This window comes from Stenotrophomonas sp. SMYL89 (assembly GCF_036319985.1).
GTDB classification, from domain to species: domain Bacteria; phylum Pseudomonadota; class Gammaproteobacteria; order Xanthomonadales; family Xanthomonadaceae; genus Stenotrophomonas; species Stenotrophomonas maltophilia_Q.
In genome coordinates this window covers 180,664-195,293 of the sequence record NZ_JAWIRW010000004.1, presented here as the reverse complement: position 1 = coordinate 195,293, position 14,630 = coordinate 180,664, and the positions used below count along the sequence as shown (strand labels likewise).

General features: G+C 67.4%; 11 protein-coding genes. 6 read left to right on the top strand and 5 right to left on the bottom strand.

All coding sequences use genetic code 11. From position 1 onward, the window contains the following. The first annotated feature begins 30 nt into the window (after positions 1–30). Entirely contained in the window at positions 31–1,548 is a 1,518-nt protein-coding gene (locus V3B41_RS06950) for an MFS transporter (protein WP_295546563.1), read from the top strand. Positions 1,549–1,645: 97 nt separating this feature from the next. On the opposite strand, the gene V3B41_RS06945 is transcribed toward V3B41_RS06950, so the two are convergent. Both V3B41_RS06945 and V3B41_RS06940 read right to left on the bottom strand, forming a co-directional pair. Beyond that, positions 1,646–3,022, bottom strand: coding sequence for a HAMP domain-containing sensor histidine kinase (locus V3B41_RS06945; protein ID WP_295546595.1), 1,377 nt, complete (start codon positions 3,020–3,022; stop codon positions 1,646–1,648). Continuing rightward, complete coding sequence (locus tag V3B41_RS06940; RefSeq protein WP_049430138.1) at positions 3,009–3,692, bottom strand: response regulator transcription factor; 684 nt, start codon at positions 3,690–3,692, stop codon at positions 3,009–3,011. The genes V3B41_RS06945 and V3B41_RS06940 overlap by 14 nt, the downstream gene beginning before the upstream one ends. A gap of 156 nt (positions 3,693–3,848) precedes the next feature. Here V3B41_RS06940 and V3B41_RS06935 point away from each other — a divergent pair, with 156 nt between their 5' ends. Both V3B41_RS06935 and V3B41_RS06930 read left to right on the top strand, forming a co-directional pair. After that, entirely contained in the window at positions 3,849–5,036 is a 1,188-nt protein-coding gene (locus V3B41_RS06935) for an efflux RND transporter periplasmic adaptor subunit (protein WP_197632570.1), read from the top strand. Positions 5,037–5,038: 2 nt separating this feature from the next. Then, positions 5,039–8,140 carry an efflux RND transporter permease subunit gene (locus V3B41_RS06930; RefSeq protein ID WP_049430136.1) on the top strand — a complete coding sequence of 1,034 codons (3,102 nt, stop codon included), beginning with the start codon at positions 5,039–5,041 and terminating at the stop codon, positions 8,138–8,140. A 266-nt stretch (positions 8,141–8,406) separates the two neighbouring features. Here V3B41_RS06930 and V3B41_RS06925 read toward each other — a convergent pair whose 3' ends face one another. Beyond that, a complete protein-coding gene (locus V3B41_RS06925; RefSeq protein WP_049430135.1) occupies positions 8,407–8,811 on the bottom strand; it encodes a GFA family protein in 405 nt (134 codons plus the stop codon). A gap of 172 nt (positions 8,812–8,983) precedes the next feature. Here V3B41_RS06925 and V3B41_RS06920 point away from each other — a divergent pair, with 172 nt between their 5' ends. Together V3B41_RS06920 and V3B41_RS06915 are read left to right on the top strand one after the other, a co-directional pair. After that, positions 8,984–9,958 (top strand): DUF4105 domain-containing protein, encoded by a 975-nt coding sequence (locus V3B41_RS06920; protein ID WP_049430134.1) that lies wholly within the window; start codon positions 8,984–8,986, stop codon positions 9,956–9,958. Next, complete coding sequence (locus tag V3B41_RS06915; protein ID WP_049430133.1) at positions 9,958–11,982, top strand: alpha/beta hydrolase; 2,025 nt, start codon at positions 9,958–9,960, stop codon at positions 11,980–11,982. Before V3B41_RS06920 ends, V3B41_RS06915 begins: the two co-directional genes overlap by 1 nt. 46 nt (positions 11,983–12,028) lie before the next feature. Here the strand turns inward: V3B41_RS06915 and V3B41_RS06910 are convergent, their stop codons facing one another. Then, positions 12,029–13,450: an MFS transporter gene (locus V3B41_RS06910; protein WP_049430132.1), complete on the bottom strand. Its 1,422-nt coding sequence runs from the start codon at positions 13,448–13,450 to the stop codon at positions 12,029–12,031. 29 nt (positions 13,451–13,479) lie between these two features. Here V3B41_RS06910 and soxR point away from each other — a divergent pair, with 29 nt between their 5' ends. Continuing rightward, positions 13,480–13,914 (top strand): redox-sensitive transcriptional activator SoxR, encoded by a 435-nt coding sequence (gene soxR / locus V3B41_RS06905; protein ID WP_049430131.1) that lies wholly within the window; start codon positions 13,480–13,482, stop codon positions 13,912–13,914. A 50-nt stretch (positions 13,915–13,964) separates the two neighbouring features. Here the strand turns inward: soxR and V3B41_RS06900 are convergent, their stop codons facing one another. Further along, positions 13,965–14,567 carry a short chain dehydrogenase gene (locus V3B41_RS06900; RefSeq protein ID WP_049430130.1) on the bottom strand — a complete coding sequence of 201 codons (603 nt, stop codon included), beginning with the start codon at positions 14,565–14,567 and terminating at the stop codon, positions 13,965–13,967. Positions 14,568–14,630 lie beyond the last annotated feature (63 nt).

Genomic DNA, 14,630 nt, shown 5'->3' with positions numbered 1-14,630 from the left:
CATCAATGCCCCTGATGGATGGAGGCCCGCATGGCCCCGGTTTCGATACGCCCTGTACCCGTCCGCGCGCAGCAGCACTGGACGCTGCTTGCCGTCTGCCTGGCCGCGCTGGCGCTGCCGTTGTCCTTTTCGGCCGGTGCGGTCGCGGTGCCGGCGCTGGCCCGTTCCGCGGGGGCCTCACCCACCGCGCTGGCCTGGGTGACCAATGCCTTCATGCTCACCTTCGGCAGCCTGCTGCTTGCTGCCGGTGGCCTCGCCGACCGCTATGGCCGACGACGGTTGTTCCTGCTGGGCACGGCAGGCTTCACTGTCGCCACGATCGTCGTCTGCCTCGCGCCCACGCTGCTGTGGCTGGATCTGGCGCGCGGCCTGCAGGGCGTTGCCGCTGCAGCGGCGTTGGCATCCGGCACCGCCGCGCTGGCGCATGCCTGGCAGGGTCCGGTGCGTGCCCGTGTGTTCGCCCTGCTGGGCACCACGTTCGGTGCAGGATTGGCACTGGGGCCGCTGCTCGCGGGCCTGCTGCTGCATGCTCTGGGATGGCGCAGTGTGTTCGCCGCGGGCGGTGTGCTGACGCTGGCGGCGTTCGCCCTGGGCGCGCGCGCGTTGCCCGAAAGCCATGGCGAACGCGGGCGGCTGGATGTTGGCGGCATGCTGGGCTTCAGCCTGATGCTGGCGGCGTTGACCCTGGCCCTGTTGTGGCTGGGTGAATTCGGCCTGCATGCCATGCGCGTGCAACTGGCGCTGCTGGCGACGCTGTTGCTGGGCGGGGTATTCGTCTGCATCGAACGGCTGCACCGCTCACCGTTGCTGGACCTCTCGCTGTTCTCGCAACCGGCGTTCCTCGGTGTCCAGCTGCTGCCGGTCGCAACCTGCTTCGGCTACGTGGTGCTGCTGGTGGTACTGCCGCTGCAGTTGCTGGGCGTGCATGCACAGAGCACGACATTGGTCGGGCTGCAGATGCTGGCCCTGTCTGCGCCGATGCTGGTGCTGCCGATGCTGACTGCGCAATGGGCGGAGCGCGTTGGAAGTGCGCGGCTGTGCACGCTGGGCCTGCTGGTCTGTGCTTCTGGCCTGTACCTGTTGTCGCGCCATGCATCGCATCCGTCGCCCTCGCAGTGGGTGCCGTTGCTGATGCTGGTCGGTGCAGGAACGGCCTTGCCGTGGGGCCTGATGGATGGGCTGTCGGTCAGTGTGGTGCCGGTACAGCGTGCGGGCATGGCCGCCGGCATCTTCGGAACCGTGCGGGTGGCCGGTGAAGGCATCGCATTGGCCGCAGTCACTGCCTTGCTTGCGCTGCTGATCGGCCACCAGCTGCAGGGAGCATCGCCCGCATCGTTGACGCGCGCTGGTGCCTATCTGGCCACGGGGGCGCAGGCACAGGCGCAGGCACTGCTTCCGGCGATGAGCGGCGCACAGCTGCAGCAGGCCAGTGCCGAGGCGCTGGCGATACTGCTGCGGGTCCTGGCGCTGCTGACCGCCGCATGCGCTGTGCTGTTGCACCTGCTGCTGCGACGGCCCAGGTTGGCTGTGATCAGAACCGAGGGCTGAAGGCGCCGGTCACCGCGCGCGGGCAGCAGGGGGTGTGTCGGTTGCCAGCTGGTTTTCCTTTCCTGCGGGGGCTGCGCATTGGCTCGAAGGCCGTTGCTCAGGGCAGGCCATCCGTCGCGCCGCGGATGCTCATCCAGGCGCCGCCGCCGGGGGCGCTGCCGGCGCGGACACGGAAGCCGTGCAGGCCGGCAATGGCGGCCACGATCGAGAGGCCCAGGCCGAATCCAGGTCCCTGGCCGACGCTGCTGCTGCCACGGAAGAAGCGCTGGTAGATCAGCGTGCGGTCCTGCGGTGGGATGCCCGGCCCGTTGTCGATCACATCGATCCTGGGAACACCTTGATCGTCCACCGCGCGCAGCAGGATGTGGCCCTGCGCCGGCGTGAACTGCAGGGCATTGGACAGCAGGTTGGCCAGCGCTTCGAACAGCAGCTCGCGGTCGCCACGCAGCGGGCCGACCTTCGGGTCCACCTGCAGCTCCAGCAACTGCTGCTTCTCTTCGGCCAGTGGCAGGTAGAACTGGTGCAGTTCCTGCAGCAGCTCCGTGACGTCGACCGCGTCGAAGGCCGAACGTCGCTGGTGGCTCTCCAGCTCCGACACCCGCAGCAGCGCGGCGAAGCGCGCCATCAGCATGTCGGTCTCGGCCAGCGCCTTGTCCAGAGGATCGGCATACGGGTTCTGTTCGTCCAGGCCCGCGCGCATGCGGTACAGGTGGGCACGCAGGCGGGTCAGGGGCGTGCGCAGGTCGTGGGCAATGCTGTCGCACACGCCCTTGACCTCGGTCATCAACTGCTCGATGCGCTCCAGCATGGCGTTGACGATGCTCGACAGCCGGTCGATCTCGTCGCGGCGGCTGGAGACCGGCAGGCGCTGGCCGAGGTCGCCGGCAACGATGCGGCTGGTGGCGGCTTCGATCTGCTGGATCCGTTTCAACGGCCGCCGGCGGAGCAGATGCCAGCCCACCAGGCCGGGAATGACGGTCAGCGACACACCCCACAGCAATGCATCGAGGATGATGCTGTTGACCGCCATGAGCTTGCCGTTCTGGCGCACGAACACCAGCGTCCTGCCATCCCGGGTCACCACGCCGAGCGCGCTGCCACCGTCCTCGTGCGGCCCATCGGCCAGCGTCCAACCCTCGACCGGATGCGAGCTGCCATCCAGCGGCAGTCCCTCGGGGATCGCTGTCAGCGGGCCCGCCATCGGCATGCCGGTCTTGTCGAACAACCCATAGGTATAGACCTGGTGCAGATCGAAGCGCTGGCTGTCGCGCAACGCTTCATCCAGTGCCGGGCCGTCGAAGCTCATGAACAGGTGCGCGCGCTGCTGCAGGCCCGATTCGGTCAGGTCACTCAGGTAATCCGCGATGCGCCAGTACATCACGCCCAGCAGCAGGCTCGACCACGCCACGAACAGGATGCAGTAAAACCCGAGCAGGCGGCTGCTGGACGAGCGCCACTGGTCAGGGTTGCGCATCGAAGACATAGCCGGTTCCACGTACGGTGGTGATGGGTTGCGGGCGGCCGGGCTGCTCGATGCGTCTGCGGACACGGCCGATGTGGACGTCGATCAGGTTGGTGCCGGGATCGAAGTGATAGCCCCAGACTTCCTGGAACAACATGCTGCGGGTGACCACCTGGCCGGCATTGCGGACCAGGAACTCGAGCAGCTTGAACTCCGTCGGCAGCAGGCTGATCTCCTGCCCGCCACGCCGGGCCGAACGGGTCATCAGATCCAGTTCGAGGTCGCCGGCGCGCAGGACATTGTCGGCAGGACCGGCCTGGCTCTGACGACGGATCAATACCTCCACGCGGGCGGCCATCTCATCCGAGGCGAACGGCTTGGTCAGGTAATCGTCGCCACCTGCTCGCAGGCCACGCACGCGCTCGTCCACGTCCGACAGCGCGCTGATCATCAGTACGGGCGTGACGATACCTTCGCGCCGCAGGGCAGTGACCAGCGCCAGGCCATCGATGCCGGGCAGCATGCGGTCCAGGGTGATCACCGCGTAGTCGCCCGCCCGCGCCAATGCCAGGCCGGCAGTTCCGTCAACGGCAACGTCGACCTCGAAGCCATGGCTGCGCAGTTCGGTTGCGATTTCCTCCGCAGTGACAAGGTCGTCCTCGATGGTGAGTACGCGCGGCATGGGCCATTGTGCAGGTTGGATGGCTGCCATCCTCGCAACCGCGCGCGGTGACTGCAAATGAAAAATGTTTCATGCGTGATTCGCCGGAATCCACGCACGGGTCTTCTATATTCGGCGCCGAGCGTCTCCCCCCGGCGCACGGAATCCCGGCCACCGATGAACCTCCTGCACACCCCATTGCCACGCCACGCCCGACCACTGAGGATGCGCCGGCCGGCGCTGCTTGCACTCGTTCTGCTCAGCCTGCTGTCGGCCTGCGGCAAGGATGCGCCCAAGCCGGCCGGCAGGCTTCATGAGGTGGAAGTGCTGACCCTGCAGGAGAAGCCGTTGGCGATGGAACAGGAGCTGCCTGGGCGGACCATCGCATCGCAGGAGTCTGACGTGCGGCCGCAGGTGGATGGCGTGCTGGTGAAACGCCTGTTCGAAGAGGGCGAATCCGTGCGTGCCGGGCAGCCCTTGTTCCAGATCGAGCCGGCCCTGTACCAGGCGGCAGTGAACCAGGCGCAAGCCAACCTGAAGACCGCCGAAGCAGCGGCAGTGACCGCACGCCTGCGCGCGCAGCGGATGCAGGCGCTGGGCGGCGAGCAGCTGGCCGCGCGCCAGGACGTGGATGACGCCATCGCCAGCGGGCAGCAGGCCGCAGCCGCGGTACAGGCGGCACAGGCGAGCCTGGATACCGCGCGCACGCGGCTTGGTTTCGCCACGGTGACCGCGCCGATCGCCGGTCGCATCGGCCGCGCGCTGTTCACACCGGGTGCGCTGGTCACCTCGGGCCAGGCCAACCCACTGGCGCGGATCCAGCAGGTCGACCCGATGAACGTTGACATCACCCAGTCCAGCAACGAGTACCTGGCCCTGCGCCGCGCGATCGCCGATGGAGGCGTGCAGGCCACCACCGCTGCGGTGCGGCTGCGGCTGTCCGATGGCAGTGAATATCCGTTGCCCGGCACCCTGGAATTTGCCGATATCGATGTGCAGCAGGAAACCGGCAGCATCACCCTGCGTGCACGTTTTCCCAATCCCGCCGGGCAGCTGCTGCCGGGAATGTATGTGCGGGCGCAGGTGGGGCAGGGCACGCAGCAGCAGGCCTTGCTGGTGCCGCAGTCTGCGGTGGACCGCAGCCCGAAGGGCGAGGCGCAGGTGTGGGTGGTGGATGAGGGGGGCAAGGCGAAGCTGCGCCTGTTCCGTACCGCGCGGGCGATTGGCGACCAGTGGCTGGTACTTGATGGCATCGCTGCAGGTGAACGGGTGGTCGTGGCCGGCGCACAGGGGCTCTCCGATGGCATGGCGGTGCAGGTGAAGCCCGCGGCGGCAATCGCTCCGGCAGCCGCCGGGAAGGGCTGAGCATGTTGCCGCGCTTCTTCATCCATCGCCCGGTATTCGCCTGGGTGCTGGCGATCTGCATCATGGCCTTCGGCGCGATCGCCGTCAGCCAGCTGCCGGTCGAACAGTACCCGGACATCGCACCGCCGCAGGTCAACATCACCGCCAACTACACCGGTGCTTCGGCGCAGACGGTGGAAGACAGCGTCACCCAGGTGATCGAGCAGCAGATCAAGGGCATCGATCACCTGCTGTACTTCTCCTCCACCAGTTCGTCATCGGGGCAGGCGCGGATCACGGTCACGTTCGACCAGAACGCCAATCCGGATATCGCCCAGGTCCAGGTGCAGAACAGCGTCAACCAGGCCATCAACCGGCTGCCGCAGGAAGTGCAGCAGCAGGGCGTGACCGTGGCGAAGTCGCAGGGCGACTCGCTGATGGTGGTATCGCTGTATGACACCAGCCGGCGCATGGAACGGGCGGACGTTTCCGACTTCCTGGTCAGCAACGTGCAGGATCCGATCAGCCGCATTCCCGGTGTGGGCGAGATCAATGTGTTCGGCTCGGCGTATGCGATGCGCGTGTGGCTGGACCCGCACAAGCTGCGCGCCTACGACCTGATGCCGGCCGACGTGCGCACGGCCATCCAGGCCCAGAACACCCAGGTCACCGCCGGTGAGCTGGGGGCGTTGCCATCCAGCGCAACGCAGAGTCTGAATGCGACCGTTACCGCGCAGTCGCGCCTGCAGACGCCCGAACAGTTCCGCGCGATCATCCTGCGCACGCTTCCCAGCGGCGCTGCCGTGCACCTGGGCGACGTGGCACGGGTGGAGATCGGTGCCGAGAATTACCAGACCAGCAGCTATCTCAATGGCTATCCGGCGGCGGGTTTCTCGGTCACGCTGGCCTCCGGGGCCAACGCGCTGGCCACCGCGGATGCGGTCCGCGAGGAGATCGAACGCCTGCGGCCAACGTTCCCGCCCGGGCTGCAGGTTGCCTATCCCCGCGACAGCACACCGTTCGTGCGGGTCTCGATCGAAGGTGTCATCCATACCCTCATCGAAGCCATCGTGCTGGTGGTCGTGGTGATGTTCCTGTTCCTGCAGAACCTGCGTGCCACGTTGATCCCCGCGATCACGGTGCCGGTGGTGCTGCTGGGCACGTTCGGGGTGCTGGCGGTCGCGGGATTCACGATCAACACGCTCACCCTGTTTGCGATGGTGCTGGCGATCGGCCTGCTGGTCGACGACGCGATCGTGGTGGTGGAGAACGTGGAGCGCATCATCCACGACGAGCACCTGCCGCCACGCGAGGCCACCGAAAAATCGATGGGCGAGATCACCGGCGCGCTGATCGGCATCACCGTGGTGCTGGGCGCGGTGTTCCTGCCGATGGCCCTGTTCGGTGGTTCCACCGGCATCATCTACCGCCAGTTTTCGATCACCATTGCTTCGGCGATGGCGCTGTCGGCGCTGGTTGCGCTGACGCTGACTCCGGCGCTGTGCGCGACCCTGCTCAAGCCGTCTTCGGCGCAGAAACCGCAGGGCCGCTTCTTCAGGGCGTTCAACCGGGGTGTCGAGCGCAGCCAGTTGGCCTATCAGGGAAAGCTCGGTGGCGTGGTCGCCCGGCCGCGGCGCTGGATGGCGTTCTACCTGCTGCTGGTGGTCGCCATGATTGCGCTGTACGCGCGCATGCCCACCGGCTTCCTGCCGGTGGAAGACCAGGGCCAGGTGACCTTCCAGTTCTCCACGCCGGAGGGCACGCCGATGGCGCGTACCGAAGCACTGGGCGAGCAGATCAGCCGCTACTTCATGGAGCACGAGAAGCAGAACCTGGACGTGGTGTTCGTGGTGGTCGGCCGCAACAATGCCGGCACCGGCCAGAATGCCGGACAGGGATTCCTCGCACTGAAACCCTGGGATGAGCGTACCGGCGACAACACCGCTGCGGCGATCATCACGCGTGCCAATGCCTACTTCCGCGGGTTGCCCGATGCCAGGGTCAATGTGCTGGCGCCGCCGGCGGTGCGCGGACTGGGCCAGTCCAGTGGCTTCGAACTGTGGCTGCAGGACACCAGCGCCGCCGGGCGCGTGGCCCTGCAGGCGGCGCAGGAGCAGGTGGTGCGTGCGGCCGGCGAAGATGATGGGCTCACCTCGGTGCGCCTGAACGGCCTGGGCGACAAGGCCGAGCTGCGGCTGGACATCGACCATGCGCAGGCCAGCGCGCTGGGGCTGTCCCAGGCCGACATCAATTCCACCCTGTCAGCGGCCTGGGGCGGCAGCTACATCAACGATTTCCTCGATCGAGGCCGGGTCAAGCGTGTGTACATGCAGGGCGACCAGCCCTACCGCAGCGTACCCGACGACATCGGCCAGTGGTATGTGCGTGGTGGCAACGGCCAGATGGCGTCGTTCGCCAGTTTCGCCAGCAGCCACTGGGCGCGTGGGCCGCAGCTGCAGCAGCGCTTCAATGGTCTGCCGGCGATGCAGATCCAGGGCAGTGCCGCGGAAGGGCGCAGTTCGGGCGAGGCGATGCAGCGCATGCAGGCGCTGGTTGCGGACCAGCCGGGATTCGACCTGCAGTGGAGTGGCCTGTCCTACCAGGAGCGGCTGGCCAGCAACCAGACGCTGTGGCTGTACCTGGCCTCGATTGCCTTCATCTTCCTGTGCCTGGCTGCGCTCTATGAAAGCTGGACGGTACCGGTGGCCGTGGTACTGGTGATTCCACTGGGGGTCATCGGCACGGTGCTGGCGACCACCGCGGCGGGCTTCGTCAACGACATCTACTTCCAGGTCGGCCTGCTGACCACCATCGGCCTGTCGGCGAAGAATGCGATCCTGATCGTGGAGTTCGCCGAGGCCCGCTATCGCGCGGGCAGCTCAGCGGTGGAGGCCGCGCTGCAGGGCGCACGCCTGCGCCTGCGGCCGATCGTGATGACGTCGCTGGCCTTCGTGGCCGGCGTGATTCCGTTGGCGCTGGCGACCGGTGCGGGTGCAGTCAGTCGACGTGAAATCGGCATGAGCGTGATCGGCGGCATGCTGTCCGGCACGGTGCTGGCGGTGATGCTGGTGCCGCTCTTCTTCGTGCTGGTCCGCAGCCTTGGCCGATCCCGGCCGCAGGACTGAGGGGCCACCTGTCATCTGCCTGCCGCGGCATCCTCACCCGTTCTTTGCCGATGCAGGGCTAGCGTTGGTCGTCCCCGTCCCCCACGGAGACCCGCCATGTGGCTGCTCGACCATCTCTGGCCTGGCCGCAGACCCTCACCTCCCCCGGTCGCGGCCGAGCCGCAGGCCGCGCCCCGTCGCCCCTGGCTGAAACGCCCGGTGCGGGCCGGGCGCAGCGGCATGGCGCCCTGGCAGAAGGTCGCCGCACCGCCGCGGCGCACACGTCACTAGGCGGTGCGGTCGGCGGGGTGATTGACCCCGTCGTTGACCGGGATCATGCCCAGTGCGAACGGGTCGATGCCCTCCAGGCAGGCCACGTTGTAGCCGTACTGGTCCGGGTTGGATCGACGCCGGTGGTGGGTGTAGATGCCGCACACGCCGCAGAAGTAGTGCTCGGCCACATGCGTGTTGAACTGGTACAGCCGCAGGTGGTCCTGCCCGCGCACCACCTGCAGGCCGGCGCGGGTGACGCTGGCGGCGATGGCGCCACGGCGGCGGCACATCGAGCAGTCACAGCGGCGCGGGTCGACGATGCCATCAGGCAGGTCCAGCAGCAGTTCGACCGTACCGCAGTGGCAGGTGGCGCGGTGCCGGGCTTGGACCGGAACGCCGGCCACGGACGTGATACCCATCGTTTCTCCTGGGGGGGGGAAGGCGGCCGCAACGGCCGCTGTCGACCCTGCGCCGGCCTGCCTGAACGGGCCGTAGATGCCACGCTGATCCGGCTTGTGGCTAACTATGCGGCTACAAGACCGCGACAGGATGCCAGTGAACGCCGCAGGACGTTGGATGACAGGAAGTGCCATGGCGCTGGCGGCGCTGTGGGTGACCGGGCTGCTGGCATACCAGTTGCCCGGCCCGGACTGGTTGGCCGTCGGCGTGGCCGTGCTGTGGCTGCTGGTTGCCCTGTGGGCGTCGTGGCGGATCGCGCGTGGCCGTGGGTCACGCAGGTTGGGTCTGATGTTCGGCGCATCGCTGGCGCTGGCCGTGCTGTGGTGGCTGCTGCTGACCCCGCGCCAGGACCGCGTATGGGCCGACGACGTCGCGCAGCGCCTGCACGTGGTGTCCTTCGATGGCCACCACGTAGTGTTCGACAACGTGCGTGATTTCACCTGGCGCACCGAGACCGACTATGACGCGCACTGGGTGCGCCGCGGGTACGACCTGGACCAGCTGCGCTCGGCCGACCTCGTTCTGTCCTACTGGATGGGACCGGCCATCGCCCACACGCTGATCTCGTTCGGCTTCGAGGATGGCCGCCACGTGGTGTTCTCGCTGGAGATCCGCAAGGAACGCGGTGAATCGTTCTCGGCACTGGGCGGCTTCTTCCGCAAGTTCGAGATGACCCTGGTGGCGTCGGAGGAGACCGACATCATCCGCACCCGCACCAATGCGCGTGGTGAGGATGTCTACCTGTACCGGCTGCATGGTATGGACCGCACGCAGCTGAAGGAACTGTTCGCGGCCTACATCGAACAGGCCCGTGAACTGGATGCCAGGCCGGGCTTCTACAACACGCTGACCAGCAACTGCACCACGATCGTCTTCGACCTGGCCCGCCACATCGCACCGCGCCTGCCGCTGGATTACCGCCTGCTGCTGTCCGGTTACCTGGCCGAATACGCGCAGGAGGTCGGCGCGCTCACTCCAGGCGTGCCGTACGCCGAGCTGCACGACAAGGGCCGCATCACCCAGCGTGCGCTGGACCTGGGCGATGGCCCGCACTTCTCCACCGTGATCCGCCAGGGCGTGCCCGGCACCGAGCAGGACCCGCAGTAATGACCCGATTCTTCCCAAGCCGCTGGCAGCGTCTGCTGCCGGTGTTGTTCGCCGCCTTCCTGCTGCTGGGCAGCAGCGGTTGCGCGATGGTCACCGTCAAGCAGGTCAAGTCCAGCGATTCGCTGGTCAACAAGCGTGCCGATGTGCTCAACACCGGCAAGCTCAGCCCGGCCGCGCGCGAGACGCTCAGCGCGGCAGGCCTGGACGAGTCGCAGTGCGAAAAGGACTTCATGGTCTGCCGCAGCACGCTGCTGATGACCGACGATCTCAATGTCGAGCAGCGGTTGTCGGCGCTGTCCGAACTGTGGGTGAAAGCAGCGCTGGCGCTGACCCCGAAGAAGACCGCGGCCGGCGATCCGCCGATGAGCGATGCGGCGCTGGATGCATGGCTGGAAGCGGCGCGCTATGCCTATGCCTACCTGTTCTACAGCGGCCGGTCTCCGTCTGATCGAGCTTTCGAGGACCGGCAGACGCAGGTACGCGACTACTACAACTACGCGGCCGAGAAGGCGGCAGTGGTGCTGTTCGTGCGCGCGCGTGCTGCGGCACTTGCCGGCGAGGACTACACGAAGCCGGTCTCGGTCGGCAGCTGGTCGCTGGCTTCCAACTACCAGCAGTTGAACCTGAAGAGCATCCCGGCGCAGCTGGTGCCGGCCGGCACCGTCAGCTTCGTCGGCCTGCGCAGCACCTATCGCCGCGATGGCTTCGGTGCCGAGCTGGTGATGGTGATGGACCCGCCGAAGCTGGTCGCGCCGGTGATTGCAGCCGATGGCCCCAAGGCCGAGGCGCCGCAGGAGGATGAGGACGACGCACGCCGTGGCCGCCGCCATCGCCATGACGACTCGGTGCCTGAGTTCAGCGAGATGTCCTCGATCAACGTCACAGCGCTGCTGCGCTTCGAAGGCAGCAGCCTGGAAGACGTGATGCGCACGCGCCGGGTCGAGCTGGATGCCTATTCGCCGGAAGCCACCGAGCGCGTCACCCTGCATGGCGAACAGGTGCCGCTGGCCGGCAATTTCACGGCGGCCTACGGCCTGTGGCTGGCGCAGAGCGGTTTCGCCCGGCAATCACTGCGCACCCTGTTCGGCATGAGCGAGGGCATCGGCGAACCGCACATCTACCTGATGCAGCCGTGGGATCCGAACCGCCGCATCATCTTCATGCTGCATGGCCTGGCCAGCAGCCCGGAAGCCTGGGTGAACCTGGCCAACGAGATCATGGGCGACCCCGAACTGCGCCAGCAGTTCCAGGTCTGGCAGGTCTATTACCCGACCAATGCGCCGATCGCACTGAACCGCTACGAGATCGCCAATGCGTTCAACGATACGCTGAAGCATTTCGACACCAACGGCAGCACGCGTGCATCGAAGGACATGGTCTACATCGGCCACAGCATGGGCGGCGTGCTGGCGCGCCTGCTGGTGAGCGATTCGGGCGACGTGCTGTGGAATGACCTGCTGGCCAACTACGATCTGAAGGGTGAGCGCCTGAAGCGGGTGCAGAACAAGCTGGGGCCGTTGCTGCACTTCAAGGCGCAGCCGAACGTGGAGCGTGCGATCTTCATCGCCGCGCCACACCAGGGTACCGACATCGCCGGCAACAAGGTTGGCCGCCTGATCGGTCGCCTGGTGCGCCTGCCTCTGACCATACTCGGCAAGTTCGAGGATGTGTTCATGGCGCTCGCGCAGGCCGAACAGCAGGTCGATGGCACCGCCAAGCCGAAGATCCCCAACAGCATCGACAACCTCAAGGCCAGCGATCCGTTCGTGAAGGCGGCCGCGCAGTTGCCGATCGAAGCGGGCCTGAAGTACCACTCGATCATCGCCCAGCGCAAGCCGGAACTGCCGGTGGAAAAGTCCGATGACGGGCTGGTGCCGTACTGGAGTGCGCACCTGCCGGGCGCGCTGTCGGAGAAGGTGATCATCTCCGGCCACAGCGTGCAGGAGACCCCGCAGGCGGTGCTGGAAGTGCGGCGCATCCTGCATCGGGACATCGATGATGTGGGAGCCGACAGGACACCCTGACCGCTGCCTTCGCCGGGCGTGGCCCGGCGGAATCCGCCCGGTGGCGTTACACCCGTCGCGCGATCACCGTGGCCAACACCGCAAGGCCGAGGGTGATGGCCAGGCACAGCAGGTAGCCGGTGTGTGGTGCCGATTCCACGAACAGCGCGAACAAGGCGCCGGAGACCGCCAGCGCAGTGGTGACCGACAGGGCCTCGCTCAGCTGCAGTGCCGAGGTGTTGGCACCCTGCTCCTGCGGCGCCGACAGCGACAGCGTCAGCACCGACAGGCTTGCGTAGATCATGCCCATGCCGAAGCCGGTCACGGCCCAGCCGAGCAGCGACACCGGCAGTGGCACCACGTTGAACAGCACTGCGAGCGTGGCGGCGATGCCGACGGTCATCATCGTCGTGCCGGCGCGCAGCAGCTGCTGGCGTGACCAGCCACGCTGCTGGTGGCCCTGCAGCCACGAGCCGGCAAACCAGCCCAGCGCACCGAGACTGAGTACGGCACCGGCCCAGCTGGGCGAAAGGCCACGTTCGCGCTGCAGCAGCAGCGGCAGGTAGGCCTCGCAGGCGAAGAATGCGGCCGCCGCGATGCCACGCAGCGCGATCACGCTGGGCAGGCCACGGCGCAGGATCAGTGTTCCGGGCGGAAGCAGTCGATGTACGCAGAACAGCAGCGCCAGCATCGCCACGCCGATACAGAGCAGGGCCGCTGCTCCCTGCTGCTGGCCGCCGAAGTACAGCAACAACGCTGCCAGCGAGGCACCGCTGGCCCAGCGCACCACCTTGCCGCCTCCATCATCGGCGCTGCCGGCAGGACTGGGCTGCATGCGTGCCAGCGCGGGGCGCAGCAGCAGGGCCGCCGGAACCGCCAGCAATGGCACCGCCAGGAACACCCAGCGCCAGCCCAGGTGCTGCACGATCAGGCCGCTCAACGCCGGGCCGACCATCGATGGCACCACCCAACCGGCCGAGAAGGCGGCGAATACCTTCGGCCGCAGGTGCTCCGGGTAGCTGCGGCCGACCATCACGTACAGCGAGACCGAGATCGCGCCCGCACCCAGGCCCTGCAGCAGGCGTCCTGCCACCAGCATGCCCATGCGCATGGCAAAGCCGGCCAGCAGCAGGCCCAGCACGAAGCAGGCCAACCCGTACCAGAGCGCCCGTGCCGGCCCATGGCGGTCCGCCCAGCGCCCGGCCAGGGTCATGCCGATCACGCTGGTGGCCAGGGTGCCGCCGAAGGCCAGTGCGTACAGGCGCAGGCCGTCCAGTGCCACGGCCACGGTCGGCATGGCGGCAGCTACCGCCAAGGCCTCAAAGGCGTGCAGCGCGACCAGCGCGACCATGCCGATGGTGGTGGCGCGGTAGCGCGCGGACAGGATCGAAGTGTCGGCCGGTGTACTGGCGTTGGCGGGGGAGAGCGTGGGGGTCATGCGGGTCAGCTGCGGGCCGCGCTTGTCAACAGGCGGCGAAGATAGCAGCATGACACCTCAACTGCAGTTGAGGTCAAGTAATGGTGTCCCAGGAACTGAGCGTTGGCGAAGTCTCCCAGCGCAGTGGCGTGGCGGTTTCGGCGCTGCACTTCTATGAGCGCAAGGGGCTTATCAGCAGCCTGCGCACTTCGGGCAACCAGCGCCGCTACAGCCGCGACGTTCTGCGCCGGCTGGCGGTGATCCGCGTAGCGCAGCGCGTGGGCATGCCATTGGAAGCGGTCGGCCGTGCCTTCGAGAGCCTGCCCGACGGCCGCGCACCGACCAAGGCGGATTGGGCCAGGTTGTCCGCGCGCTGGCGCACCGAGCTGGAGGAGCGCATCCACATGCTGCAGCTGCTGCGCGATGAGCTGACGGGTTGCATCGGCTGCGGCTGCCTGTCGCTGCAGCGCTGCCGCCTGGCCAATCCCGAAGACGTCCTCGGTGAACGCGGCGACGGCCCGATGCGCTGGGAATGACCGGCAATAAAGCGCCCGGCTCCCGGTAGCGCCGGGCCATGCCCGGCGGATCACCAGACCGTGATCGTCTCGCCGCTCTGGATGCCTTCCACTGCGCGCTGGTAGCCCATTGCCGCGCGCTGCGCGCTCACGGCTTCGAAGCCCGGGAAGTAGGGGCCGTAGGCCGCCATCGATTCGATCAGCACATTCGGGCTGACCACATTGATGCGCAGGCCACGGGGCAGCAGCTCCAGCGCCGCCGCACGCACGAAGCCTTCCAGTGCGGTGTTCACGGCGGTGGCGTTGACGCCGTCGCGGATTGGCTGCGCGCTGATGATGCCGCTGGTCAGGGTGATCGAACCGCCTGCATTGAGGTGATGCTGCGCGGCCAGTGCCAACCGCACCTGCCCCAGCAGCTTGTCCTGCAGGCCGAGGTTGAACTGAGCCGGCGTCATCGCCTGCAGCGGGCCGAAGTGCACCGAGCCGGTGGTGGAAATGACCGCATCGACCGGGCCGGTGCGTGCGAACAGCTCGGCAACGCTGGCGTCGTCGGTCAGGTCCACGCGCAGCTCACCGCTGCGGCGGCCGGCGGCCAGGATCTGGTGCTGCTGTCCCAGCTGGCGGGCAACTGCCTGGCCAAGGGTGCCGCTGGCACCGACGAGGAGAATCTTCATGGTCGTTCCTTGCGAGGAGATGGTCGCAGTCTGCGCTCTCACAAAGGGGTTAGGTAAGGGGCG